The following is a 24,100-nucleotide window of genomic DNA, read 5'->3' as shown; positions in this document are numbered from 1 at the left end:
CCGTATGCGTTCGATTCCCTTCTTCCCGACGTTGATCGCGCTTTCCCTCGGCCTCGCTGCAGCGCAGGTGCAGGCCGTCGAGCTCGACATCCCGGCCCAGCCTCTGGATTCGGCGCTCACCGATTTCGCCGAGCAGGCCGGCATCCGCCTGCTCTACGATGCCAGCCTGACTCGCGGGATCAGTGGTCGCCAGGCACTCAAGGGGGATTATTCCGTCGGCGAAGGGCTGCAGCAGTTGTTGCAGGGCAGTGGCCTGACTTTCAGTATCGGCGCCGACGGCACCGTCACGCTGATCCCGCGTCCTGATAACAGCGATGTGCTGGAGCTGGGTGCTACCACCGTCAGCGGCCAGCTCGATGGTCGCCGCGACCTGCCGGCCAGCTATGCCGGCGGTCAGGTGGCGCGCGGCGCGAACATCGGCCTGCTGGGCAATCAGGACATGCAGGACGTGCCCTTCGCCTTTTCCAGCTACACCTCCGAGCTGATCGAAACGCGCCAGGCGCAGACCCTGGCCGACGTGCTGGCCAGCGATCCGGGCGTGCGCCAGTCCTATGGCTTCGGCAACTTCTCGCAGGTCTTCGTCGTACGCGGCTTCCAGCTGTACAGCGACGACATCGCCTTCAATGGCCTGTACGGGATACTGCCGCGGCAGATCATCTCCACCGAGTCGGTCGAGCGCGTCGAGGTATTCAAGGGCGCCAACGCCTTCATCAATGGCGTGGCGCCTGGCGGCAGCGGCGTCGGCGGGGCGATCAACGTGGTCTCCAAACGCGCCGAGGACACCCCGACCCGCAGCTTCACCCTGGACTACGCCAACGACAGTCGCGTGGGCGGGCATCTCGATCTGGGGCGTCGCTTCGGCGAGGACAACCGCTTCGGTGTGCGGGTCAACCTGGCGCAGCGTGAAGGCGAGACGGGCATCGACGACGAGCATTCGCGTTTCAGCCTGGCCACCGTTGCCCTGGATTACCGCGGCGAGCGCCTGCGCCTGGCAGCCGATCTTGGCTACCAGAAGCAGCGCGTCAACGAGGGGCGTTCAGTTGTCTACCTGACCACGACGGGGGTCACCTCAACCTTGAGTGGCAAGGTGCCTTCGGCGCCTGACTCTACGCATAACTACGCCCAGCCCTGGAGCTGGTCGCAGCTGGAAGACAGCTATGGCATGCTCAGCGCCGAGTATGATCTGTCGCCGTCCTGGACCGCCTACCTCATTGGCGGCGGCAAGTACACGCGGGAAAACGGTGTGTACGCCTCCAACTACGTCTATGGCGCCGATGGCGCGGCCCGCATCGGCCGCCTGTATTCGCCGCTCGATCAGGAAACCTTGAGCCTGGCCACGGGGCTGCGTGGCGAATTGCAGACCGGCCCGGTCAGCCACAAGGTCAATCTGGCGGCCAACGGCATCTGGCAGGAAAAGCGCAACGCCTTCGAGTCCACCGCCGCTGGTAGCCGTGGCAATGGCAACTTGTACGAAGCGCTGCCGATTGCAGAGCCGCCCGCCACCAGCGTCTCCGGCGATCTGCATGACCCGGATACCACCGCCAAGGTGCAGAACAAAAGCCTGGCCGTCTCCGACACCCTGGGTTTTGTCGATGATCGTGTGCTGCTGACGCTTGGTTTGCGCCGGCAGACCATTGGCGCCGACGCCTGGAGCGCGGCCAGTGGCGCCCGTACCTCCAACTACCAGGACAGCATCACCACGCCCGCCTATGGTCTGGTGATCAAGCCCACCGAATACCTCTCGCTCTATGCCAACCGCGTGGAGTCGCTGCAGCAGGGGCCGACGGCGCCCAATGCCGCGAACAACCGCGGGACGATGTTCGCGCCGTACCGCTCCAAACAGACCGAGCTGGGGGTGAAGCTCGACTGGGGGCGCTTCGGGGGCAACCTGAGTGTCTTCCGTATCGAGCAGCCGCAAGGTGTGCTCGACGGCAGTGGCAACTACGGCGTGGATGCCGAGCAGCGTAACCGCGGTGTCGAGCTGAGCCTGTTCGGCGAGCCGCTCAGCGGGTTACGCCTGTTGGGCGGGGCGACCTGGACCGAAGCCGAGCTGCGCGGCACGGTCGGTGGTGCCAACGATGGCAACCAGGCCGTCGGGGTGCCCGAATTCCAGTTCAATGTCGGCGCCGACTGGGATGTGCCGGGCGTGCCGGGGCTGAGCCTCAATGGCCTGCTGTTGCGCACCGGTGGTCAGTATGTCGATACCGCCAATGACTACAGCATCCCGGCCTGGACCCGCGTCGATCTGGGCGCGCGCTACAAGACTCGTCTGGACCAGCGCGCCGTGACCTTCAACGCGATAGTGGAGAACGTTGCCGACGAGAACTACTGGGCCTCGGCCAATGGTGGCTACCTGACCCAGGGCGCGCCGCGTACCTTCAAGGTCTCGGCCACGGTCGATTTCTGATCGGGGGCGGGGCGGCGTCTGGCTTTTGCTTGCCGGTCGGCGGTTGATCCCGGCGTGTGCTTGTTCCCATACTGGCCTCCTTTCTTCGTCCGCCAAGGAGGCCCGATGTTCGCCCTCAGCGATACGCTCAAACGCCGCTTCGCCGCGCTGAAATCCACTGCCGACTACTGGTCGCTGCGCCATGTGCGCGAGAGCCGGGAGTCCTACTGGGTGCGGCGGCATGTGGCGCAGGCGCCGTCCTTCGTCGACGATGCCGGCGCCATGCTTACCGTGCGTATCGCCGGTGTCGAAGCCTATGCGGCCACCAGCGATCTCAGCCAGACCGGCTTGCAGGCCGCGCTGGAGCGCGCCGAGCAGATGGCCCGCACATTGGCCGGGCACAACCTGCTCGACCTCGTCAGCCTGCCGTACCCCACCGAGCAAAGCGACGATGTGATGCCGGGTTACGCGCAGCCGCTGGCAGGCGCCGGCCACTGGTTCGAGTCGCTGATGGCCGAGTCGGCGCGGATTCCACTGGATACGCGCCTGGTCGACAGTCACGTTGGTCTGACCTTCACCTGCCATGAGCAGATCTACCTCAACAGCGCGGGCGCCTGCCTGCGCCGTGCCCAGCGCTACGTCTTCCCGCAGGTGGGCGTCACCGCCAGCGACGAGCATGACAGCCAGAGCCGCAGTTTCGGCGGCACTCATCTGGCGCGGCAGGGCGGTGCCGAGGTGCTGCAGCAGTTGGGCGTGATCGGCAGTGCTGAGCGCATTGCCGACGAGGCATTGCAACTGCTGCTGGCGCCCAACACCCCGAACGGTTCGCGTGACCTGCTGCTGATGCCGGACCAGATGATCCTGCAGATCCACGAGTCCATCGGCCATCCACTGGAGTTGGACCGCATCCTCGGTGACGAACGCAACTTCGCCGGCACCAGTTTCATTCGCCAGGAAGATTTCGGTCATTACCCATATGGCTCGTCGCTGCTCAACGTGACCTTCGATCCGGGCGTGCCAGGCGAGCTGGCCAGCTACAGCCATGATGACGACGGCACTCCGGCGCAGCGCCATTACCTGATCCGCGATGGCATCCTCCAGCGCCCGCTCGGCGGTGCGCTGTCGCAGTGGCGCAGTGGCCTGCCGGGTGTGGCCAACAGCCGTGCGTGCAACTGGAACCGGCCGCCCATCGACCGCATGGCCAATCTCAATCTGGAGCCGGGTGACAAGACTCAGGCTGAGCTGATCGGCGGTATCGAGCGCGGCATCCTGATGAGCAACAACCGCTCCTGGTCGATCGACGATGCGCGCAACAAATTCCAGTTCGGCTGCGAATGGGGCCAGTTGATCGAAAACGGCGAACTCAAGGGCGTGGTGAAGAATCCCAATTACCGCGGCATCAGCTCGCGGTTCTGGCGCAACCTGCGCGCGGTAGGCGACGCCAGCACCTTCGAGGTGATGGGCACGCCCTATTGCGGCAAGGGCGAACCCAACCAGGTGATCCGTGTCGGGCATGCCTCGCCGGCCAGCGTCTTCGCCGATATCGACGTTTTCGGAGGGGCTGCCTGATGGATGCACGTCAGCATTTCAGTACGTTGCTGGAGCACCTGCAGGAGCAGGTCGTGGGCGAGGAGGGTTTTACCCTGGCCTACGGCGCCGAGGTGTCCAGCTTCATCCGTTTCAACCAAGGTCAGGTGCGTCAGGCCGGGCAGGTGCAGCAGGTGTACGTCACCCTGTCGCTGTACCAGGGGCAGCGCCATGCCGAAAGCAAGCTGGCGCTCAGTGGCGTGCTCGACGAGGATTTGCAGCGCCTGCAGCAGATAGTGCAGCGTCTGCGTGGCGTGCTGCCAACCTTGAGTGACGACCCTTATTTGCGCTTGAATCGTGAGGCCTGGCGCAGCGAGTTGGCGGGCGAAGCGGTGCGGCTCGATAGCGCGGCCATGGCGCAGCAGATCGTCGCGGCGGCGGCTGGCCTGGATCTGGTCGGCTTTCTTGCCGTCGGGCCGCAGTACCAGGGCTTCGCTAGTTCCTGGGGCGCGTTCGGCTGGTACGCCGCGAGCAGTTTCAACTTGGAGTTCAGCCTCTTTCACGGCAACGGCCAGGCAGTGAAAAGCGCTTATGCCGGCGAGCAGTGGGACGCCCAGGCGTTCGCTCACAAGCTGGAGCGTGCACGGCAACAGCTGGAGTTTCTCGGTCGACCGGCCAAGGTGCTGCAGCCAGGGGCCTATCGCGCCTATCTGGCGCCGGCTGCGCTGGAAGAGTTGGTCAGCCTGTGCTGCTGGGGCTTCGGCGCCCAGGCGCTGGCGTCAGGTGGCAGCCCGTTGCAGCGTCTGTTCAACGGTAAGGCCGAGCTCAGCCCGTTGCTGACGATGGACGAACGCATCGAGGGTGGCTTGGCGCCGGCTTTCACGTCCGAAGGGCCACGCCAGCCGCTGCGCCTGATCAGCCAGGGGCGACCTGGCGAACGCCTGATCAGCTCGCGCAGTGCCGCCGAGTATGGGTTGATCGCAAATGGTGCGTGCAGTGGCGAATATCCGCTGTCCTTGCACATGCGAGGCGGTGAGTTGGACGAGCACGACGTGCTGCAACGGCTCGGCACCGGGCTGTATATCGGCAACCTGTGGTACGGCAATTTCTCCGACCTGCCCGCCGCGCGCCTGACCGGCATGACCCGCTTCGCCACCTTCTGGGTCGAGGATGGGCAGATCCAGGCGCCGGTGGACACCATGCGTTTCGATGATTCGCTGTTCGACTTCCTCGGCCCGCAACTGGAGGCGTTGACCCGCGAACCTGAGCTGCTGCTGCCAGGCGGCACTTACGGCGCCAGGCAGACGGGCTCGATGGCCTTGCCGGGCGCGTTGTTGTCGCGCTTTACCCTGACGTTATGACGATCACTCGAGCATCTGGGCGCGCAGCACGCGCTCCTCTCGCATGATGTGGATGATGAAAACGGTTGTGTCTGTATAGCGGTAGAAAATTCGGCAAGGTGGGACGACGATTTCGCGGTACACCGAGTGTGGAAGCTCATCAGGAACGCGGCCCGAGAGGGGGAAATCCACTAACCGTGAGACTGTTTCAACGACTCTTCTGACTAGTGCTCGCGCGGCATCCGGTTTGTCGAGGGCGATGTATTGCGCGAGATCGTCGAGCTGTTCGAGGGCGGTGTTCGTCCAGACTATTTCAGCCATTTGCTCAGCCTTTCCTTGGCCTGCTCATGGTTCAGGGTGTTGCCCTCGATTACGGCACGTTCTCCGCGAGCCAGAGCATCCAGAAGGGCAAGACGCTTCTGCATGAACTGGTAGTCATCGACATCCACCAGATAAGCCGAAGGCATTCCATGTTCGGTGATCAGTACAGGTTCTTTGGACTCGTGAAGGTCGGCCAGAATCTTGGTGGCCTGTCGCTTCAGGTTGGTGACCAACTCGACTTTCATGGACGATGCCCGCTGCGCAGATGAAAGTGCCACTTTAGTGATACTTTTCGGCCGTTACAATCAACGGGTCACTTTCTCGCCTTGAGCACCACGAATTTCGGATTGGCCGCCACCTGCTCGACGCCACGGAACAGGCGCGCCAGCTTGGCGTGGTAGCCCAGGTGGCGGTTGCCGACGATCCACAGTTCACCACCGGTGACCAGCGCCGCGCGGGCTTGCTGGAACATGCGCCAGGCAAGGAAGTCGCCGACCACCTGCTGCTGGTGGAAGGGCGGGTTGCACAGCACCATATCCAGCGAGTCGGCGGGCTGTTCGGCCAGACCGTCGCCAGCGCGTATGGTCACTGGTCGTTCACCGAGTGCCGCGCGCCAGTTTTCCTGCGCCGATTGCACGGCCATATAGGACTCGTCCACCAGCGTCAGCTCCGCCTGCGGGCTACCCAGGGCGTAGGCGATGCCGAGCACGCCGTTGCCACAACCGAGATCGGCGACTCGCACGCGCCCGAGGTGGCGCGGCAGATGCGGAAGAAAGGCGCGGGTGCCGATATCCAGGCCGTCGCGACAGAACACGTTGGCGTGGTTGACCAGCTCCAGCGCCGGTTTATCCAGGCGGTAGCGGGTCGGGTAGGGCGAGTGCGGCATTGCCTTGGTTTCAGGCGTGGCGACCAGCAGGCGGGCTTTTTTCACTGCCAGCGAGGCCTGTACCGGGCCGATGTATTGCTCCAGCAGATCTCCCGCTGCGCGCGGCAGGTGCTTGATCATCGCCCCTGCGACCACGCGTGCGCCCGGCGCCAACTGGCCGTGCAGACGGATCAGTTGCTCCTCCAGCAGCGCCAGGGTCTTGGGCACGCGAATCAGCACCCAGTCGAATGGCCCTTGCGGAGTTTCGCAGCTCGGCAGAAAGGTCACCGTCTCGCCACCCAGGCCGTTACTGGCGAGATTCTTCTGCAGGGCGAGAAAGCCCAGGTGCGAATCGCCGCTGCTGCTCACCTGGCAGTGCCCGGCCAGCGAGCACGTGAGGGCGCCGAAGCTGTCGTTGAGCACCAGCACGCGGCTGCCTGCCTCGATGCCTTGCTCATGAAGATGACCCAGCAGGTATTCGTCGGCGGCATCGAAGGCTTGTAGCGGCTCGTTCGCCTGGTGCGGCTGACGCTGCAGTTCGAGGCTGGCGAAGGGAGTTTCGAGAGTAGGCATGCAAACCTTCGGTGTTTGTCGCTGGCCGATTGCGCCAGACTGGACAGGTATTCAATGAAGAGGTGCCTCTAAACACGTAGGCGAGGCAGTCAGCACAAGGCAAAAACAAGCAAAAAAGCGGAGTTTACGAGCTGTAAATGAGCATTTTGAGCTTGTTTTTAACGCAGTGATGACAACGCAGATAGTGTTTGGAGGTGCCTGAAGGGGTGATTATGACCGTCAGCGAAGACAAGTTCACCCGTCAGACGCTGCTCGAGGTACACAGCCTGACGCCGAGTCTGTTCACCCTGCGCACCTCCCGCGATGCGAGCTTTCGTTTCCGCGCCGGGCAGTTCGTGCGCCTGGGCGTGGAGAAAGCCGATGGCAGCGTGGTCTGGCGCGCCTATTCGCTGGTGTCCGCGCCACATGACGAGTTTCTCGAGTTCTTCTCCATCGTGGTACCGGGCGGCGAATTCACCAGCGAGTTGAGTCGACTGCGCGTGGGCGACAGCCTGCTGGTGGAGAAGATGGCCACCGGCTACCTGACCCTTGACCGCTTCGTCGACGGCCGAGACCTCTGGCTGCTGGGTAGCGGCACTGGCATCGCGCCGTTTTTGTCGATCCTGCAGGACTTCGAGGTGTGGCAGCGCTTCGAGCGTATCGTGCTGGTGTACAGCGCGCGCAGCTTCGCCGAGCTGGCCTATCAGCCGCTGATCCGAAGCTTCGCCGAGCTGGAACACCTGGCCGAATTCGCTCACAAGCTCACCTACCTGCCGGTGGTCACCCGCGAGCAGGCGCAGAATTGCCTGAATGCGCGTATCACCGATCTGCTCGACAACGGTGAGTTGGAGCGTGCAGCGGGCCTGCAGCTGGCGCCCGAGCGTTCGCGAGTGATGATCTGCGGCAACCCGCAGATGATCGACGACATTCGTCAGCGCCTGAAGGTGCGCGGCCTGAATCTGAGCCTGACCCGGCGGCCGGGTCAGGTGGCGGTGGAAAACTACTGGTGATCAGTCTTCGCGGATCGCTTTGAGTCGATGTTCCCAACGGCGCTTGGCGAAGCGGCGCATGTTGGGGATATCGTCGGTCTCGTCGAGAATCGGCTTGCCGATGATGGTTTCCATGATGTCTTCCAGTGTCACCAGGCCGTGCCAGCTACCGAACTCGTCGTACACCAGGCACATGTGCTGGCGCTCCTGCATGAGCAGGGTCATCAGGTTTTCCACGTTCATGCTGTCCGGCACGACCTTGATCGGCTTCATGATCTGGGTGATCGGTTCGCCATCGTTCTCGGCCGCCAGAGCGTCATAACGGAACACCACGCCCAGCGGCGACTCGTCCTCGCCGATCACCGGGTAACGGGAGAACTGGCTCTCGCGGGCACGTGCCTTGAACGCGGCGATCGATTCATCCGGTGCGGCGGATTCGCAGACGATGCGTGGCGTCATGATGTCGCGCAGACGGATCTCGTGCAGATCGAGGATGTTGCTGATCACCCGCTGCTCGTCTTCGTCGAGCTTGCCCACTTCGCGGCCAAGCAGGGTCAGCGCCTTGATCTCCTGGCGAATGTCGTGCTCCGGCTCCTTGCCGCCGAACAGGCGCATGATCAGGTCCGACATGACGATGAACGGCTTGAGCAGCAGGATCATCGCTCGCAGCAGGCTGGGCAGGAAGGGCGCCAGGGCACGCCAGTAACGGGCACCGATGGTCTTCGGCAGAATCTCCGAAAGCACCAGGATCAACAGGGTCATGACCGCCGAGGCAATGCCCAGGTAACCGTCGCCGAAGACGATCGCCACCTGTGCACCGACACCGGTCGCACCAACGGTATGCGCCACGGTATTGAGGGTCAGGATGGCCGCCAGCGGCTGGTCGATCTTGTCTTTGAGCTCTTTCAGCCTTTCGTACAGCTGCGGTTTTGCGACCTTCTGCTGAGCGATGTAACTGGGCGTGAGGGAGAGCAGGGCGGCTTCGAGGATGGAACAGATGAACGAAACCAGAATGGAGAGGACAGCGAACGCTATCAGGAGTGTCATGTAGGGGGATAAGTGGCCAATGGCCGGCCAATTTAGCGCAAGCGCAGTGGAAAACAGCAGAAAAGCTGCAACATTTCATTTCGTCATGCTGGCGCGGTTGGCGTTTGCTGCCCGGCGTCTCTTCTGCCGATGTTTCACTGCCTGCACGTAGCCAGGCTTCGACTAGGCTAAAGGGACACTATCTGGGGAGGTCCTCCATGCCGCTTGAACATCACCCGTTGACCCGCGAATTTCCTCAGCAAGGCGACGTCATGCGCAAGCTGATGCAAAGTCATCCGCACTTCCCTCGCCTGGCTGGCGAATATGAAGCGCTGGACAAGCGCATCTACGAAATAGAGGACGGTCGCGAAGCTGTCGACGACCTGACCTTGCAGGGGCTCAAACTGCAGCGTGTGGGTCTCAAGGACGAGATCGCCGATCTGCTGCGCAAGGCGGGCAGTGCTTGATCCGGATCAAATGAACGGTCGACGTGCAGCGCTAGGCTGGAGCCATCTTCCCTGTCAGAGGCTTCATCATGCACGTCGACCACCATCCGCTGGTTCATGATTTCCCCGAACTGCGCAACGAACTGCAGCGCCTGCGGCAGAGCGATGAACAGTTCTCTCGCCAGGCCGAAGAGTACGAAGCGCTGGACAAGCGCATCTGCCGTATAGAGGACGGTATCGAGTTGCTCGATGACGTTACCCTCAGCGCACTGAAACTCCATCGTGTAGCGATCAAGGACGAACTGGCGCGCCAGCTCAAACGCGCTGCAGGTCAGTGCTGCGGTTGTGGCAATGGCTGTCGGGGTTGATGCCCGGAAAATGCGGCAGACACGGCGCCCCCTACGAGATCGCTACCGGTAGGGTGCGTCGTGCGCACCGGCCTTCCCGGATCTCGTCTTGACTTCGCCATCGGAGCCGAAAGGCCTCAATGCACGGGCGGGTTGATCAGATAAGTGAGCAGCCCGTCCGCCTCTTCTTCTGTCCACACCGGGCGCGCCGGCCTGGGCCATTCGTTCAACAGCTGCTGCCAGAAGGCACAGGCCAGCTCATCCTGACGGTAGAAACGCAGCAGCCAGGGGCTGCCATCGCCCATTACCTGCTGTACCAGGGCGCGACCGATGCCCTGGCGACGATACTTTTTGAGGATGAACAGGTCGGCGAATTCCGGCACATCAAGACCAGGTAACTCGCTCTGTTCGATCAGCAGGAAGCCGGCAATGAAGCCGTCGACCAGTATCAATTGCGCACTCCAGCCCGGCTCCTGCCAATAGCGCTGCAGGTGGGGTTGGTGGATGTAGAAGCGACCGTCCGTCTCCACGTCTTCCTGCTCCCAGTCCGAGCTTTCGTAGGCGTAGAACTGGTAGAGGTTGGCCAGTAGCGGCAGCTGTTCGGCGCTGGTGGGTAACAGTTGGATCTGCATATGTGCATTCCGGGCAGAGTGGCAGTGGTCTGTAAATTTATCCAGTTGTTCGGTATCGTTCCAGCCTTCGTTCAGCGGCAGGATTGATCGCAATGGCCAAGGCAAAACGCATGTACGGCTGCACCGAGTGCGGCGCCACCTTTCCCAAATGGGCAGGGCAGTGTGGTGAGTGCGGCGCCTGGAATACCTTGGTCGAAACCGTGGTGGAGGGTGCCACGCCCAGCGGGCGCACAGGTTGGGCTGGCGACAAAGCCAATATCAAAACCCTGGCTGAAGTCAGTGTCGAGGAAATTCCGCGCTTTTCCACCGCTTCCGGCGAGCTCGACCGGGTGCTCGGTGGCGGTCTGGTGGATGGCTCGGTGGTGCTGATCGGTGGCGACCCAGGCATCGGCAAGTCGACCATCCTGCTGCAGACCCTGTGCAATATCGCTACGCGTTTTCCCGCCCTCTACGTCACTGGTGAGGAGTCGCAGCAGCAGGTGGCCATGCGTGCGCGGCGGTTGGACCTGCCGCAGGACAAGCTCAAGGTAATGACCGAAACCTGCATCGAATCGATCATCGCCACCGTGCGCCAGGAAAAGCCCAAGGTCATGGTGATCGACTCGATCCAGACCATTTTCACTGAGCAACTGCAGTCGGCGCCTGGCGGTGTAGCCCAGGTACGCGAGAGTGCGGCGCTGCTGGTGCGCTTCGCCAAGCAGAGCGGCACGGCGATCTTTCTCGTCGGCCACGTCACCAAGGAAGGCGCGTTGGCCGGCCCGCGCGTGCTGGAGCACATGGTCGACACTGTGCTGTATTTCGAGGGTGAGTCCGACGGTCGCTTGCGCCTGCTACGGGCGGTGAAGAACCGTTTCGGCGCGGTCAACGAACTGGGCGTATTCGGCATGACCGACAAGGGCCTCAAGGAAGTCTCCAACCCCTCGGCGATCTTCCTCACCCGCGCGCAGGAGGCGGTGCCCGGCAGTGTGGTGATGGCCACCTGGGAAGGCTCGCGACCGATGCTGGTGGAGGTGCAGGCGCTGGTCGACACCAGTCATCTGGGCAATCCGCGCCGCGTCACCCTGGGCCTGGATCAGAACCGCCTGGCCATGCTCCTGGCGGTGCTGCACCGCCACGGCGGGATTCCGACCTATGACCAGGACGTGTTCCTCAACGTGGTCGGTGGGGTCAAGGTACTGGAAACGGCGTCCGACCTGGCGTTGATGGCGGCGGTCATCTCCAGTCTGCGCAACCGGCCGCTGCAGCACGACCTGCTGGTGTTCGGCGAGATCGGCCTGTCCGGCGAGATTCGTCCGGTGCCGAGTGGTCAGGAGCGCCTCAAGGAGGCGGCCAAACACGGCTTCAAGCGCGCCATCGTGCCCAAGGGCAATGCGCCCAAGGAAGCTCCGCCGGGCTTGCACGTTATCGCCGTCACGCGCCTGGAGCAGGCGTTGGATGCGCTGTTTGACTGAGTCTCTGTGATGTAGGCCCGTTTGCCATGTGATAGGCGAGCCTGCTGGCTGAGCGCGATATGCGAACTTCCTTGAGGATGCTCTGAAAAAGCCGTCATTCCTGTGTAGGTGGGCATCCAGAGCCTATGGATTTCCTGGGTTCGCGTAGTCGCGGAGTGACGATAAATGGCTTTTTAAGAATATTCTTGGTTCTGGCTCTGGTTTTTAAGAATTTTCTTAGTGCCTGCTCTGGTTTTTTAAGAATATTCTTAGTGCCGGCTCTGGTTTGTTCAGCTTTTGGTCAGGAGTTGTGCGTTAGAGTTTTCCTGGTTATCTGGTCCGAGCCAATGCTCACCTTGAATTCGACTGGCATGCTGCGCGCTTCCTATATCTTGAAGCCTGCAGTGTATTTCTGTGTGGGCGGATTGCCTGCTGTAGATGTGCGCGTCACTACCAAGTCAGTGCATGTAATTGCGTGTCCTGTGATGGTTGGGTCGCCAAGCTGTTAATGCTTGAAAGTGTTCAGTTGTTTGTGTGGCTTTGATGTCGTTATAAGCGCGTGCGGCGTAGTGGCGTGATGTCCGATGGGAACTTTGCGCGCGTAAAGTTTGCTCTTTAATCGGCCTGTCTTAGCCATTGTTTTTGTCAGAAAAGTTATCTTGGGTGATGTCCGGTAGCCTCTGTTGGCCGTCCTCCGGGCACCTTCGTGTGTGGGTGAAATAAGGGCGACTCTGAAATATGGGTGAGGCGGTCAGCGCAATGCTGATTGCTGTTCCGAGAGAAGGCGAAAGACGGTCGGTGTCGCGCACAAGATTTTTTAATGCAGTGATCATGACGCGGGTAGTGCTTAGACATGCTCCGTAGGGCTTTGCGTTACTTGAATTGGTGACATTAGACGCTTTGTGTCGGCGTGTCTTCTTGAAAGGCAGATTACTTTTTTAGCATGGCGTCTTTGTTGCGCTGAGCTACTTCGTTGGTTTGATTTTTTAAGTTTTGATCAGTGTCTGTTGTATGCGGTGCGTGGAGTGAGTCGGAGATTGCAGGCAAGCATGTATGCGCATTAGTTTCCGGTTAGGCAAGGAACGCCTGAAGTGAAAAACTACATTAACTGGAATGGTGTGGGTTCATTATGAATAAGATAAAGCAGCATGGTGTAAACCCCTTGAAAAAGCGGCCGGCCAGTCTTCTGGGTTCGGCAATGGCCGCCATTGCCTGCCTCCCAACGCTGGCTCTGGGTGGCAATGAGTGTGGTGTCGGTCCCACGGTCGTGTGTAACGGCACCGGGAACCCTTATGCAGATGGCATTAACTATACCGGCGCGAATAACAATGTGACGCTGGCCGCAGGCACGGTAGTCGACACAACCGGCGGCAATCCGCTTGGTGCTCACTCGGATACCACCGTAGGTATCGGCCTGGGCGTTCCCTCAGTCACGACCGCAGGTAATGCCTCTCTCACGGTCGAGGCGGGTGCCAGAGTCATCATCGCGCAGGACAACACCTATGGTCTTGTCATTCGCGGCTCGTCGGGTGATTCGACCGGTACGCTGGTCAACAATGGCTCGGTTTCGATGCAGGGAACAGGCGGCCGGGCAATCTACGTATTCACCAATGGCGATGCCTCTGTCACCAATGGCGCGAGTGGCGTTCTCTCAGGGAGCGCTGCCTTCGGTATCTTTGCCCAGGATGCCGGCGTCGACCATGCAGTCTCCGTCGTCAACGACGGCGAAATCAATCTGACCGCTGATGGCTCGACCGGTATTCGCGCTGTTGCCACGGGCGCTGCGGGTTCGGCGTCGGTCATTCAGAACGGTACGGTGTCTGCGGGTGCCGGCGGCATCGGTGTGGAAGTTCGTCTGGGTACTACGGCCGCGAGTACCGGCACATTCGTGAACACCGGGACGATCACGGGGGGGACGGGGGTCAGTTTTTCCCAGGGGCAGGGAACGATGACGGCGACCAACACGGGCTCGATCATCGGTACGGATGCCACGTCCAGCGGCCTGCTGGTTGGTAGCGGTGTAGCCAATATCACCAATGCCGGACTCATCTCGGGTAACACGGGTGTGACTCTGCAGACGGATAACAACAGTCTGACCAACAGTGGAACCATTACCGGAACCGGCGGTACGGCCGTTGCTGTTGCGGGTAACAACAATGCCGTGACCCTCACCGATGGCTCCGTACTCAATGGGGGAGCTGTCAGCACGGGTACGGGCAATAGCCTGCAGTTGCAGGGCTCGGGTTTCGTTTCAGGTGATCTTTCAGGATTCTCCAGCCTGGACGTGTCCGGATCTCTCTGGCAGGTCGGCGGGGATGTCTCGACAACATCCGGTTCGCTGAGCATAAGCTCCGGGACGTTGCAGATCGGTACAGGCGGCACCACCGGCTCCATCACAGGGGATGTAATCAATAACGGTACGCTGGCCTTCAACCGTTTCGATGACATCACCTACTCGGGTGTTATATCCGGTACTGGTGGGCTTTCGCAGATCGGCTTGGGCACCACGACGCTTACAGGCGCCAATGTCTATAGCGGGGAGACGCGTGTATCTGCTGGGCGACTGGCTGCTGGCAATGCGGGTGCATTCAGTTCCAGTTCCACCTATGCGATCGATGCTGGCGGTGTGCTGGACCTGAACGGTTTCAGTCACGCGCTGAACAGCGTGACGAATGCTGGCGAAATCCGCATCGGTGATAGCGCCAATGCTACTTTCACGACGAACAACTACGTGGGTAACGGCGGTGTCATTGCCCTCAGCACCTACCTGGGCGCAGATGGATCAGCGTCTGATCGCATCGTTATCGATGGCGGTACCGCTACGGGTAGCACAACGCTTTCGATCACTAATGTGGGTGGTCCCGGAGCACTCACGACAGCCAATGGAATACAGATTGTCGAAGCCATCAATGGCGCGACGACCTCTGCTGATGCGTTTCGTCTCAATGCGCCGGTGGTGGCCGGTGCTTTCGAGTACAGCCTGTATCGAGGCGGTCTCAATGCGGGCATGAACGATCAGGACTGGTTCTTGCGCTCTATCGATACATCGTCCGCTGGAGGGCCTGGTAATCAAGCGCTGAGTGCTTCGGCGCAGACTGTCCGTGCCTATTCCAGTCAGCTCGGCACTTATGCGCTGTCGACCCTTGGTTCTTTGCAGCAGCGTAAAGGTCATAGCATCTGGCTGAACGGTAGTGCTGACGGCGCTGAGAAAGGTAGCCGCAGTGAGGCAAGCCCAGCCGGTTCCTGGGGGCGTGTGGCTGGCGAGTACGGCTCTTATGACCCCAAGAAGGGTTCGCCGTACACCCAGCACATCGGTTTCATGCAGCTTGGTTATGAAAATACTGCTTTGCAGAATGAGCACGGGGTGCTTAACGCCGGTCTCTACGCAACCATGGGCACGTCGCACGTCAATGTCGACGTTACCCGTGATTCGGCAAGTGGCGAGAAGCGCAGTGGCAAGATCACAACGACCGGCTACGGTGTAGGCGCCAGTGCCACCTGGCTGGAGGAGAATGGCCTCTATGCCGATGCCGTGGGGCAGTTGACCTGGTATGACAGCAAGCTATCGAGCAAAACGGGGGGGGGCAACAAAGGCTGGTCGTCCGTGATGAGCCTGGAGGTCGGTCAGCGCCTTGATGCCGGTTCGGATTGGACGGTGGTTCCGCAAGCTCAATTGGCATGGACTCACGTCGACTTCGACAGTTTCAGCGACGAACATGGTGCACGTATCGTTCAGGCCAAGAACGATAGCCTCAAAGGTCGTGTCGGTGTCCAGTTTGAACCACCTGTGAGCTGGTACAGCGACAACAGTCAGAACAATCCGGTGAAGCTGTACGGCATTGCCAACCTTAGCTACGACATCCTTTCCGGCAGTGAGGTCGATGTCGCCAAGGTTCGTCTCGACCAGAACAACCGGCGCCTTTGGGGGGAGTTGGGAGCGGGTGGCAGCGTTGTCCGAAAAGACAACTGGAGTGCATCTGGTGAGATTAGCTGCGCCGAGGCTATAGGTGCTGGCCGTTCGCACAATCATGCGTTCAAGGGAACGATCAGCGTGAGCTCCGCCTGGTAAGTGCCAGGCAAGGCAGCAACCATTCGAAGCCCTTCCGAACCGGTATGAGCATCGCTCATTCGGTGTGCGAAGGGCTTTTTCGTTCGCAGACAGAGTGCTTCAATTGCGGCGTCCTGCCGCAATTGAAGCATCGGCGACTCTTGACGCAGATCAATAGATAGCCGGCTATCGGCGTGCAGCATGGTGATGTGTCCAAAAAGGAGGCCACATCATGTTTCTGTTCTTCGACTTTTTTTCCCGTGCGTTCAATCCGGATGTTCAGGTCACGCAATCCCGTGAAGCAAAGCGCGAGGCCAAACGTATCGAAGCGCGGCGTCAGCGTCGCAAGGCTGCCGAGGTTGTGTGCCGCGCCCACTGATATGCGCGGGATACACAGGCGTCAGTGGCAGCGTTGGCAACCGTGTTGCTTGTCCTGACGCATCAGGTCGGCAGGTTTTTCGATATCCGTCCTGCGGCGGATGTTCAGGCGATGGTTCCACTGTTCGCGCACTGATTGCCAGTTCACGTGCCGTGGATCTGTTGTTCAAGCCTTGCGCCATCATTTGCGGTATCTGACTCTTGAGCGGGGACAGTGCTGCCTCCGGCGTTGACATGTAGCCAGTCAGCGCCCCGGCCAGCGCCTTGATCGCGGCGATGATTTCTCGTGATCTTGCACCTTTGAGTACATGGCCAGCGGCACCAGCCTGCAGGGATTGGCGGACACATTGCCGGCCACTGTACATGCTCAGTCTCACTACCTTGAACCTCGGATGACCGCGAGCGAGCAGTGCTGTCAGCTACAGTCCGCTGACGTCCCTCAGGCCAATATCCATCAGCGCGATGTCGGGTCGTTCGCGTTCTACCAGCGTCACGGCTTCTTTCGCAGAGCCGGCTTCGGGACTGTATCCGCACACTGGTGCTGGAGAGCCTTGAACCGGTGGCTCTGGAGCGCCTCTGTGCGTTCGTGGAGGGCTTGCTGGCGCGCTTCGGCGATGCGCTGCTGCGCTACAAGGGTGTAGTTGAGGTGGTGAACGAGCCGCGCGAACGCGTGCTGGTGTTCATTGGTGGCGACCTGCCTGAGGATGAAATCCGCCAGGGATTCGCCAAAGCGCTCAGTCGGCCTTGATCAGGGTTGGTCGCCCAGGGCGGCGAGCTCTCGTTCAAGCAGACTCTCGTCGCCCAGATTGAGTTCGACCAGCCGCCGCAGATGGCTGATTGATTCCAGGTCGATATGGCGGCAGACGAAGCCGAGATAACCCGCCTGGGTACGGGTCAGCAACACTTCCATCTTTACCCTCGCTTCGTCGCCGAGCTGGATCTGCGCTTCGAACGGCTGATCCGGGTCAGCGTTCCAGTCTGCCGGAGTCTCGACCATCAGACCCTTGAGCGAAAGGTCATGCAACACCGCCGCCCATTGCCGCTCGTCTTGAACGAGTACGGTGGGGGCGTCGAAGGCGATGCGCTGAAAGCGCCGACGCTCGTTGGCTGATTCACTCATGCCCATACTCCTGAAGGATTTACATCACTATAGCCAAGGCTGACGGCTCCGTACTTTGCCCCTGTGTCGCAGGGCACAGCAGAGGCATACCAGTTTGACAGGTGGCCAAGTCTCGCCAAAGCTCCGTGTGTAGTTTTTATTACTCGATATTGCGGAGCGATAGACATGAGCAAACGACTGCTAGGCAAAGGTTTGGTCTTCGGCCTGTTGAGCATGGCCAGTGTCGGGGCATTTGCCGACGCTGCGGGTGGCAATGGCTGCGGCTGGGGCAACATGCTGTTCGAGGGTCAGCGTGGCATGGCCCCGCATTTCCTGGCCACCACCACCAACGGCACATTCGGTAATGCCACCTTCGGCATGACGTCGGGTACCAACGGTTGCGATACCAGCGGCGCGCTGGGCTACAACGGTCGCTCCATGTTGGCGATGAACGGCATGCTCGACTCCATCGCTGAAGACATGGCCATGGGCCAGGGCGAAGCGCTGGACGCCTACGCCACCCTGCTGGGCGTCGAAGCTCAGGATCGTGCGCGCTTCGCCAAGGTTACTCACGACAATTTCGGCAGCATCTTCAGCAAAGCCGACGCCACCAGTGAGCAGGTGCTGGCAGCCACGCTTCAGGTGATGAGTCGTGACGCGCAACTGGCGCGCTATGTGAAACAGCCCGCGTAGGCGGTAATGTCCGTTTCGTTGTCGGTGCGCACGATTCGCAGAGTTCAGTAGGGTGCGCCGTGCGCACCAGCCGTATACCGTGCACGACAAGGAAATCGACAAGGCAAAAAGAAGCCCGCCAATCGGCGGGCTTCTTTATTTCAGGCCAGCGGCCTTAGTTGCCGTAGACCGGGAACTTCGCGCACAGCGCCTTGACCTGCTCACGCACGCGGCCTTCGACTTCATCGTTGCCGATGTTGGCCAGCACGTCGCAGATCCAGCCTGCCAGTTGACGGCACTCGTCTTCCTTGAAGCCGCGAGTGGTGACGGCCGGGGTGCCGATACGCAGGCCGGAGGTGACGAACGGCGAGCGCGGATCGTTCGGTACGCTGTTCTTGTTGACGGTGATGAAGGCGCGTCCCAGGGCTGCGTCAGCATCCTTGCCGGTGATGTCCTGCTTGATCAGCGAGAGCAGGAACAGGTGGTTCTCGGTGCCGCCGGAGACCACGTCGTAGCCGTTGTCGATGAACACCTGGGCCATGGTCTGGGCGTTCTTGATCACCTGTGCCTGGTAAGCCTTGAACTCAGGCTGCAGCGCTTCCTTGAAGCACACTGCCTTGGCGGCGATGACGTGCTCCAGCGGGCCGCCCTGGCCGCCCGGGAAGACGGCGGAGTTGAACTTCTTCTCCAGCTCTTCGTTCTTGCGCGCCAGGATCAGGCCGCCGCGCGGGCCGCGCAGGGTCTTGTGAGTGGTGGTGGTAACCACGTCGGCGAACGGCACCGGGTTCGGGTACAGACCGGCCGCGACCAGACCGGCCACATGGGCCATGTCGACGAACAGGTAGGCACCAACCTTGTCGGCGATGGCGCGGAAACGCGGGAAATCCAGAACCTGCGAGTAGGCGCTGAAGCCGGCGATGATCATCTTCGGCTTGTGTTCGACGGCCAGGCGCTCGACTTCGTCGTAGTCGATCAGGCCCTGGTCGTTGATGCCGTACTGTACGGCGTTATAGATCTTGCCGGAGAAGCTGACGCTGGCACCGTGGGTCAGGTGGCCGCCGTGGGCCAGGCTCATGCCCAGCACGGTGTCGCCAGCGTTGAGCAGGGCCATGTACACGGCGCTGTTGGCCTGGCTGCCGGAGTGCGGCTGGACGTTGGCGTAGTCGGCGCCGAACAGCTCCTTGGCGCGGTCGATGGCGAGTTGCTCGACCACGTCGACGTACTCGCAACCACCGTAGTAACGCTTGCCCGGATAGCCTTCGGCGTACTTGTTGGTCAGCACGCTGCCCTGGGCTTCCATCACCGCCGGGCTGGTGTAGTTTTCCGAGGCGATCAGCTCGATGTGCTCTTCCTGGCGCTGGGCTTCCTGCTCCATCGCGGCAAAGAGTTCGGCGTCATAACGAGCGAGGGTCAAATCACGGCTGAACATGGCGGTCCCCTGAAATCAGCTGGGCGGTAGAAAGAGGGGGCGGATTCTACCGCAAAGGTCGCATTCAGGCATATGAAGGTCGGTCATGAGCCTGACAAGTGGCCTTCATGCTGAGTTGGGGCCTAGAGCTTGCCGGCGTCCCGCCCGTCAACTGAGGATGAACAGCGCTGCGCCGCTGAATTGGGCTGTGAGCTGACGTGCAGGCATGGGTCTGCCCAGCAGGAAGCCCTGTACTTCGTCGCAGTCGTGTTCACGCAGGAAGTCCAGTTGTGCCTGGCTCTCCACCCCCTCGGCGATCACCATCATGTTCAGGCTGTGCGCCATGGCGATGATGGCGCGGGCGATCTGCGCATCTTGCTCACCATCAGGCAGGCCGTCGACGAAGCTGCGGTCGATCTTCAACACGTCGATGGGGAACTGCTTGAGGTAGTTCAGCGACGAGTAGCCGGTGCCGAAGTCATCCACTGCAATGCACAGGCCCAAGCGCTTGAGGTTACCAAGAGTCTGCATTGCGCTGGCGACATCACGCATCAGTATGCTTTCGGTCAGCTCCAGCTCCAGGCAGGCTGGGGCTACTCCGGTTCTGTCCAGAATGGCGGCGATGCGTGCGCTCAGGTCGCCTTCGGCGAACTGACGGGCCGACAGGTTGACCGAAATCTTGGGGATGCGGATCTTTTCCTCGTGCCACGCCTTGAGCTGACGGCAGGCTTCTTCCAGCACCCATTCACCGACTTGCACCACCAGGCCGAGTTCTTCGAGTACCGGGATGAACTCATCCGGCGGCACCAGGCCGCGTGTCGGGTGACTCCAGCGCAGCAGCGCCTCGACCCCGGTCAGGCGATTGCCATCGCCGGAGAACTGCGGCTGATAATGCAGGACGAACTGGCCCTGTTCCTGAGCGTGGCGCAGGTCGCTTTCCAGCTCCAGGCGTTCCAGGGCACTGGCGTTCATGTCGGCCTGGTAGAACTGGAAGTTGTTCTTGCCGCGTTCCTTGGCGTGATACATCGCGGTGTCGGCGTTCTTCATCAGTTGGCTCAGCTCGCTACCGTCCTGTGGGGCAAGGGCGATGCCAATGCTGGCGGTGACGAAGAATTCGCGGCCTTCGAGAACGAAAGGGCGCGCCAGGCTGGAGAGAATCTGCTCGGCGACATGAATGGCGCGATTGAGCGCTCCCTCGCGGGTGGCGCGCGGCTGCAGCAGCAGGGTGAACTCGTCGCCGCCCATACGCGCCACGGTGTCGTCGCCGTCGACGCAGGCGGACAGGCGCACGGCCACGTCCTTGAGCATGCGGTCGCCGGCGGCGTGGCCGAGCGAATCGTTTATCGGCTTGAAACGGTCGAGGTCGAGGAACATCAGCACCACCCATTCATCATGCCGATCCGCATGCTGCAGTGCGCTGTGCAGGCGATCCTGGAACAGGGTGCGGTTGGGCAGGTGGGTCAGGGCGTCGTAGTAGGCCAGACGATGGATACGCTGTTCGCTGGCCTTGCGCTCGCTGATGTCGCTGAAGAAGCACACGTAGCTGACCAGATCGCCTTCCTCGTCATGCACCGCGGTAATGCCGACCCAGGCCGGGAAATTCTCCCCACCCTTGCGCTTGAGCCACACCTCGCCTTCCCAACTGCCGCGCTGGTTGAGTTGGCCGAGGATGTACTGCAGGTGCGCCGCCTGCTGACGGTCGGCGGTGAGCATGCCGGGAAGCTGGTCGAGCACCTGACCGGCGGAATAACCACTGACGCGGCTGAAGGCCTTGTTGACCTGAACGATGTAACCGGCCGGGTCGGTCACCAGAATCGCCGCGGTGGAGTGCTCGAATACCGTGGCGGCCATGCGCAGGTCTTTTTCCGCGCGGCGTTGCTGGCTGATGTCGCGGCCAACGCCGAGGATGCCTTCGAAGCGACCGTTCTCGTCCCACATCAGCACCAGGCGCAGTTCCACCGGGATCTTGTGGCCGTCGGCGCGCAGGCAGTCGAAGACGAACAGCTGATCCGGCAGCTCCTCGCGCAGACGCTCGAGGCGGTCACGCTCGCCGAGCGAATCGCGAATCCGCTCGAGCAGCACGTAGAGGCTGGCGAGCTGCTGCGGGTTGGCCGCCAGGCCCTGCAGGCCGTTGGTCGTCACCCATTCGGCGTTGTAGCCGAGCATGGCCTCCACCGACGGGCTGACGTAGTTCAGGGTCAGGCTGTCGTCGGTGGAGACGATCACGTCGCTGATGCTTTCCGCCAGCAGGCGGTAGCGTTGCTCGCTGTCACGCAGCGACTGGTTGCGCTCGATCTGCTCGGTGATGTCCTTGGCCACGCCGATCAGGCGGCTGACGCGACCGCGCTCATCGCGCGCCAGAGCCTGCTCGCGGATGCTGAACCAGTGCCATTGGCCATTGCGGTGACGCCAGCGCAGCACCGATTCGAGCAGCAGACCGTTGCCGACCACTTTCTGCAGGTTGCGAATGCGCCAGTAGTATTCGCTGTCGTCCGGGTGCAGTACCTGCTCCCAGAAGTCTCCGCCCATCGCCTTGAGCTCGCTGACGCTATAGCCCAGTTGCAATCCGAGGCTGTGGTTGCTGAACAGCACCTGCCGGTTCTGCATGTCATGCACGTAGAGCAGGTCGGGTACCGAGCGCACCACTTCGGACCAGAAGCGCTCACGTTCGATCAGCGACAGCTCGATGCGCTTGCGGCTGGTGATGTCGCTTATGCTCAGGGTGACGGCCTGATAGTCCTGGAGCATTTCCGGCAGGCGCAGCACCAGCCAGACGTGACGCTGCAAGCCTTGTGCGGTGACCAGCTGGGTTTCCAGCTCCATCAGGTTGGGGCCTTCGAGCACGGCCACGGCCAGGCGGTAACACAGGTCGTCGGGCTGTACCGGGCCGTTGTCGATCAGTTGCTGCCAGGCCTGTTCGGTGGACTTGACCCCGAGCAGATTGAGCGCCACCTGATTGGCCTCGGTAATGCGCAGTTGCTCGACCAGTAGTTGCTGATGCTCGGCATCGGCCTGCAACCAGCGCTGCAGACCCGCCGCATCGCGTAATTTGTGCTGCAGCAACAGGCAGCGCAGGCCGGAGAGGTCGAGCACGCAGAGGGCTACGCCGGTGCCGTCGAAGATGTCCTGATAGCGTCTGCGGGTTTCCTGCAGTACGCGCATGGCCTGCTGCTCATCGGTCACATCGCGCAGCACCCAGACGTAACCGGCATGACGCCCGACTTCGCTGATATCGCTACGGGTCACGGCGAACAGTCGCTCGCGCCCCTCGCTTTCGACTCTGATCAGCTCCGGCCCCAGATCGCTGCTCAGTTGTGGGCTGTTGAGCAGCAACGGGTCGAGATCGGGCAGCAGATCAAGCAGATGGAGTTCCCCGGCCACGTCGCTGGGAACCCCGAACAGCGCTTCGGCCTGCGGGTTCAGGTAGCGCACCTTGCCATCGGCCTGGGTCACCAGAATGCGTTCTTCGACGGCGCCGAGCGCACTGGCGGCCTGGCGCAGCGAGCGGCGTGTTTCGGTATTCAGGCGCTGCAGGCTGCGCTGCTCGCGTTGCAGGCCGTACAGGGCCAACAGGGTAAGCAGGCTGCACAGCGCGAACAGCAGGAACTTGCCGGCCAGGGTCGGCATCAGCTCGTTGCCGGCGCGCTCTGCATCGAACAGGGCGCGCAGTTGCCAGTCGCTGCCGGGCAGGGCGATCAGGTCGAGGCTTTGTGCCTGCTCTGCCGCAGTAACCGGAGCGATGATGCCGCCAGCCTGTTGCAGGTCATCGGCGCGCGCTATCACGCGGTGACTGAGCAGGTCTTCGAGCAACCATTTGTGCTCGCTCTGGTGCTGCTCGCGCAGCCAGCCGCGCAGCGCACTGGTGCGCATGCGCAATATCCGGTGGCTGTTGTCGGGCTGACGCAGCAGCAGGTAGAGCACACCGCCGTCCAGTGAGCTGAAGGCGAAGTGATAGGGCGCCGCGCCACTGCGTTGTTGCTGGTTGCGAACGAAACTCAGGTCGCGCGACTCGCTGGCGCTGTCGGCCAGCAACTGCCCGTTGGCATCGAGCCAGGCCACGCTGTTGACGGTCGGGAAGATACTGCGCAATGCCGTGACCAATTCGCTGCCGTCGCCAGCGCGCGCCGGGCTGCTCTGCAGCATCGCCTGGCCCGCCTGCGCCTTGAGGCGCATGTTCAGACTCAGATGCTTGGCCAATTGGGTGCTGTAACCCTGGCTCAGTTGCTTCTGGCTATCGAGCAACTGGCGATATTCCTGGGTCAGTTGCCACGCCAGCAATCCCAGTATCGCCAGCACCAGCACCACCAGTGCACGGCGCAATGCGGCGCGCGACTCGCCCGGGGAGGAGGAAGGCAGGGATGAGGGAGTCGACACGTTCTGTGAACCTGTAGCCGGTGCTGGGCTATTTTGAGCTTTGTGAGACGCGCGGGCATGCCTGCGCTCGCGCGAGCCGGCTAGAATGCCTGCAAACGTGGCCAAGTGCCAGCTGCGCCGACGAACGTAGGTTTGCCCTGCCACGCACATTCCGGTAGTTTTGCGCCGCGCGCGTGAACTGTCCGCGCGGTACTTGGCGTTCGCTCCAGCAGGGGCTAAGGTCTCTGCAAACGCCCCGCTGCAGGCTTCGTGAAAACTGC

Annotated in this window: 20 protein-coding genes; 11 read left to right on the top strand and 9 right to left on the bottom strand. The window is 61.6% G+C overall.

Annotation, left to right across the window (positions count from 1 at the left end):
• Positions 1-4: 4 nt before the first annotated feature.
• From INS93_RS01885 to INS93_RS01875, 3 genes are all read left to right on the top strand, one after another.
• A complete protein-coding gene (locus tag INS93_RS01885) occupies positions 5-2,407 on the top strand; it encodes a TonB-dependent receptor (protein ID WP_192980088.1) in 2,403 nt (800 codons plus the stop codon).
• 105 nt (positions 2,408-2,512) lie between these two features.
• The gene (locus tag INS93_RS01880) at positions 2,513-3,955 is read left to right on the top strand and encodes a TldD/PmbA family protein (RefSeq protein WP_192980087.1); all 1,443 of its coding nucleotides are present in this window, start codon (positions 2,513-2,515) and stop codon (positions 3,953-3,955) included.
• Complete coding sequence (locus tag INS93_RS01875) at positions 3,955-5,274, top strand: TldD/PmbA family protein (RefSeq protein ID WP_192980086.1); 1,320 nt, start codon at positions 3,955-3,957, stop codon at positions 5,272-5,274. Before INS93_RS01880 ends, INS93_RS01875 begins: the two co-directional genes overlap by 1 nt.
• Before the next feature lie 3 nt (positions 5,275-5,277).
• Here INS93_RS01875 and INS93_RS01870 read toward each other — a convergent pair whose 3' ends face one another.
• From INS93_RS01870 to INS93_RS01860, 3 genes are all read right to left on the bottom strand, one after another.
• Complete coding sequence (locus INS93_RS01870; RefSeq protein WP_192980085.1) at positions 5,278-5,574, bottom strand: type II toxin-antitoxin system RelE/ParE family toxin; 297 nt, start codon at positions 5,572-5,574, stop codon at positions 5,278-5,280.
• Complete coding sequence (locus tag INS93_RS01865) at positions 5,562-5,819, bottom strand: type II toxin-antitoxin system Phd/YefM family antitoxin (RefSeq protein ID WP_021487971.1); 258 nt, start codon at positions 5,817-5,819, stop codon at positions 5,562-5,564. Before INS93_RS01865 ends, INS93_RS01870 begins: the two co-directional genes overlap by 13 nt.
• 68 nt (positions 5,820-5,887) lie before the next feature.
• Positions 5,888-7,012, bottom strand: a complete 1,125-nt coding sequence (locus INS93_RS01860; RefSeq protein ID WP_192980084.1) for a class I SAM-dependent methyltransferase — start codon at positions 7,010-7,012, stop codon at positions 5,888-5,890.
• 212 nt (positions 7,013-7,224) lie between these two features.
• Between INS93_RS01860 and INS93_RS01855 the strand changes: the two genes are divergently transcribed.
• Complete coding sequence (locus tag INS93_RS01855) at positions 7,225-8,001, top strand: ferredoxin--NADP reductase (RefSeq protein WP_192980083.1); 777 nt, start codon at positions 7,225-7,227, stop codon at positions 7,999-8,001.
• Here the strand turns inward: INS93_RS01855 and INS93_RS01850 are convergent, their stop codons facing one another.
• Positions 8,002-9,027, bottom strand: a complete 1,026-nt coding sequence (locus INS93_RS01850; RefSeq protein ID WP_100547167.1) for a CNNM domain-containing protein — start codon at positions 9,025-9,027, stop codon at positions 8,002-8,004. It abuts the gene before it with no gap.
• A 197-nt stretch (positions 9,028-9,224) separates the two neighbouring features.
• On the opposite strand from INS93_RS01850, the gene INS93_RS01845 reads away from it, so the two are divergent.
• Positions 9,225-9,473: a YdcH family protein gene (locus INS93_RS01845; RefSeq protein WP_017678808.1), complete on the top strand. Its 249-nt coding sequence runs from the start codon at positions 9,225-9,227 to the stop codon at positions 9,471-9,473.
• Positions 9,474-9,541: 68 nt separating this feature from the next.
• On the top strand, positions 9,542-9,820 hold the full coding sequence (locus INS93_RS01840; protein ID WP_160019337.1) for a YdcH family protein: 279 nt from the start codon (positions 9,542-9,544) through the stop codon (positions 9,818-9,820).
• Between the two features lie 116 nt (positions 9,821-9,936).
• Here INS93_RS01840 and INS93_RS01835 read toward each other — a convergent pair whose 3' ends face one another.
• Complete coding sequence (locus INS93_RS01835) at positions 9,937-10,431, bottom strand: GNAT family N-acetyltransferase (RefSeq protein ID WP_192980082.1); 495 nt, start codon at positions 10,429-10,431, stop codon at positions 9,937-9,939.
• A 92-nt stretch (positions 10,432-10,523) separates the two neighbouring features.
• Here INS93_RS01835 and radA point away from each other — a divergent pair, with 92 nt between their 5' ends.
• The 3 genes from radA to INS93_RS01820 all read left to right on the top strand — a co-directional run bounded on the left by radA (position 10,524) and on the right by INS93_RS01820 (position 16,288).
• Positions 10,524-11,882: a DNA repair protein RadA gene (radA, locus tag INS93_RS01830; protein WP_192980081.1), complete on the top strand. Its 1,359-nt coding sequence runs from the start codon at positions 10,524-10,526 to the stop codon at positions 11,880-11,882.
• A gap of 1,108 nt (positions 11,883-12,990) precedes the next feature.
• Complete coding sequence (locus INS93_RS01825; RefSeq protein ID WP_192980080.1) at positions 12,991-15,930, top strand: autotransporter outer membrane beta-barrel domain-containing protein; 2,940 nt, start codon at positions 12,991-12,993, stop codon at positions 15,928-15,930.
• 211 nt (positions 15,931-16,141) lie between these two features.
• Positions 16,142-16,288, top strand: coding sequence for a hypothetical protein (locus tag INS93_RS01820; RefSeq protein ID WP_192980079.1), 147 nt, complete (start codon positions 16,142-16,144; stop codon positions 16,286-16,288).
• Positions 16,289-16,309: 21 nt separating this feature from the next.
• Here INS93_RS01820 and INS93_RS24775 read toward each other — a convergent pair whose 3' ends face one another.
• Positions 16,310-16,435 (bottom strand): hypothetical protein, encoded by a 126-nt coding sequence (locus tag INS93_RS24775; RefSeq protein WP_264294411.1) that lies wholly within the window; start codon positions 16,433-16,435, stop codon positions 16,310-16,312.
• Positions 16,436-16,846: 411 nt separating this feature from the next.
• Here INS93_RS24775 and INS93_RS01815 point away from each other — a divergent pair, with 411 nt between their 5' ends.
• Complete coding sequence (locus tag INS93_RS01815; protein ID WP_192980078.1) at positions 16,847-17,035, top strand: hypothetical protein; 189 nt, start codon at positions 16,847-16,849, stop codon at positions 17,033-17,035.
• Here INS93_RS01815 and INS93_RS01810 read toward each other — a convergent pair whose 3' ends face one another.
• Positions 17,036-17,407, bottom strand: a complete 372-nt coding sequence (locus INS93_RS01810) for a PilZ domain-containing protein (RefSeq protein ID WP_160019343.1) — start codon at positions 17,405-17,407, stop codon at positions 17,036-17,038.
• A gap of 165 nt (positions 17,408-17,572) precedes the next feature.
• Between INS93_RS01810 and INS93_RS01805 the strand changes: the two genes are divergently transcribed.
• Positions 17,573-18,079, top strand: a complete 507-nt coding sequence (locus INS93_RS01805; protein WP_160019344.1) for a DUF3015 domain-containing protein — start codon at positions 17,573-17,575, stop codon at positions 18,077-18,079.
• A gap of 154 nt (positions 18,080-18,233) precedes the next feature.
• On the opposite strand, the gene glyA is transcribed toward INS93_RS01805, so the two are convergent.
• Both glyA and INS93_RS01795 read right to left on the bottom strand, forming a co-directional pair.
• Positions 18,234-19,487, bottom strand: a complete 1,254-nt coding sequence (gene glyA, locus INS93_RS01800) for a serine hydroxymethyltransferase (RefSeq protein WP_004425032.1) — start codon at positions 19,485-19,487, stop codon at positions 18,234-18,236.
• Between the two features lie 147 nt (positions 19,488-19,634).
• Positions 19,635-23,840 carry an EAL domain-containing protein gene (locus INS93_RS01795; RefSeq protein ID WP_420707255.1) on the bottom strand — a complete coding sequence of 1,402 codons (4,206 nt, stop codon included), beginning with the start codon at positions 23,838-23,840 and terminating at the stop codon, positions 19,635-19,637.
• Positions 23,841-24,100 lie beyond the last annotated feature (260 nt).

It is taken from the genome of Pseudomonas sp. EggHat1, from assembly GCF_014892995.1.
GTDB classification, from domain to species: domain Bacteria; phylum Pseudomonadota; class Gammaproteobacteria; order Pseudomonadales; family Pseudomonadaceae; genus Aquipseudomonas; species Aquipseudomonas chaetocerotis.
This window is presented reverse-complemented; position numbering and strand designations above follow the sequence as displayed.

Bases quoted from the DNA above. Each gene is read 5' to 3' on its own strand.
- glyA (WP_004425032.1), bottom strand. From the start codon at position 19,487: ATGTTCAGCCGTGATTTGACCCTCGCTCGTTATGACGCCGAACTCTTT.
- INS93_RS01870 (WP_192980085.1), bottom strand. From the start codon at position 5,574: ATGGCTGAAATAGTCTGGACGAACACCGCCCTCGAACAGCTCGACGAT.
- INS93_RS01850 (WP_100547167.1), bottom strand. From the start codon at position 9,027: ATGACACTCCTGATAGCGTTCGCTGTCCTCTCCATTCTGGTTTCGTTC.
- INS93_RS01820 (WP_192980079.1), top strand. From the start codon at position 16,142: ATGTTTCTGTTCTTCGACTTTTTTTCCCGTGCGTTCAATCCGGATGTT.
- radA (WP_192980081.1), top strand. From the start codon at position 10,524: ATGGCCAAGGCAAAACGCATGTACGGCTGCACCGAGTGCGGCGCCACC.
- INS93_RS01865 (WP_021487971.1), bottom strand. From the start codon at position 5,819: ATGAAAGTCGAGTTGGTCACCAACCTGAAGCGACAGGCCACCAAGATT.
- INS93_RS01835 (WP_192980082.1), bottom strand. From the start codon at position 10,431: ATGCAGATCCAACTGTTACCCACCAGCGCCGAACAGCTGCCGCTACTG.
- INS93_RS01840 (WP_160019337.1), top strand. From the start codon at position 9,542: ATGCACGTCGACCACCATCCGCTGGTTCATGATTTCCCCGAACTGCGC.
- INS93_RS01805 (WP_160019344.1), top strand. From the start codon at position 17,573: ATGAGCAAACGACTGCTAGGCAAAGGTTTGGTCTTCGGCCTGTTGAGC.
- INS93_RS01885 (WP_192980088.1), top strand. From the start codon at position 5: ATGCGTTCGATTCCCTTCTTCCCGACGTTGATCGCGCTTTCCCTCGGC.
- INS93_RS01825 (WP_192980080.1), top strand. From the start codon at position 12,991: ATGAATAAGATAAAGCAGCATGGTGTAAACCCCTTGAAAAAGCGGCCG.
- INS93_RS01875 (WP_192980086.1), top strand. From the start codon at position 3,955: ATGGATGCACGTCAGCATTTCAGTACGTTGCTGGAGCACCTGCAGGAG.
- INS93_RS01810 (WP_160019343.1), bottom strand. From the start codon at position 17,407: ATGAGTGAATCAGCCAACGAGCGTCGGCGCTTTCAGCGCATCGCCTTC.
- INS93_RS01880 (WP_192980087.1), top strand. From the start codon at position 2,513: ATGTTCGCCCTCAGCGATACGCTCAAACGCCGCTTCGCCGCGCTGAAA.
- INS93_RS01855 (WP_192980083.1), top strand. From the start codon at position 7,225: ATGACCGTCAGCGAAGACAAGTTCACCCGTCAGACGCTGCTCGAGGTA.
- INS93_RS01845 (WP_017678808.1), top strand. From the start codon at position 9,225: ATGCCGCTTGAACATCACCCGTTGACCCGCGAATTTCCTCAGCAAGGC.
- INS93_RS01860 (WP_192980084.1), bottom strand. From the start codon at position 7,012: ATGCCTACTCTCGAAACTCCCTTCGCCAGCCTCGAACTGCAGCGTCAG.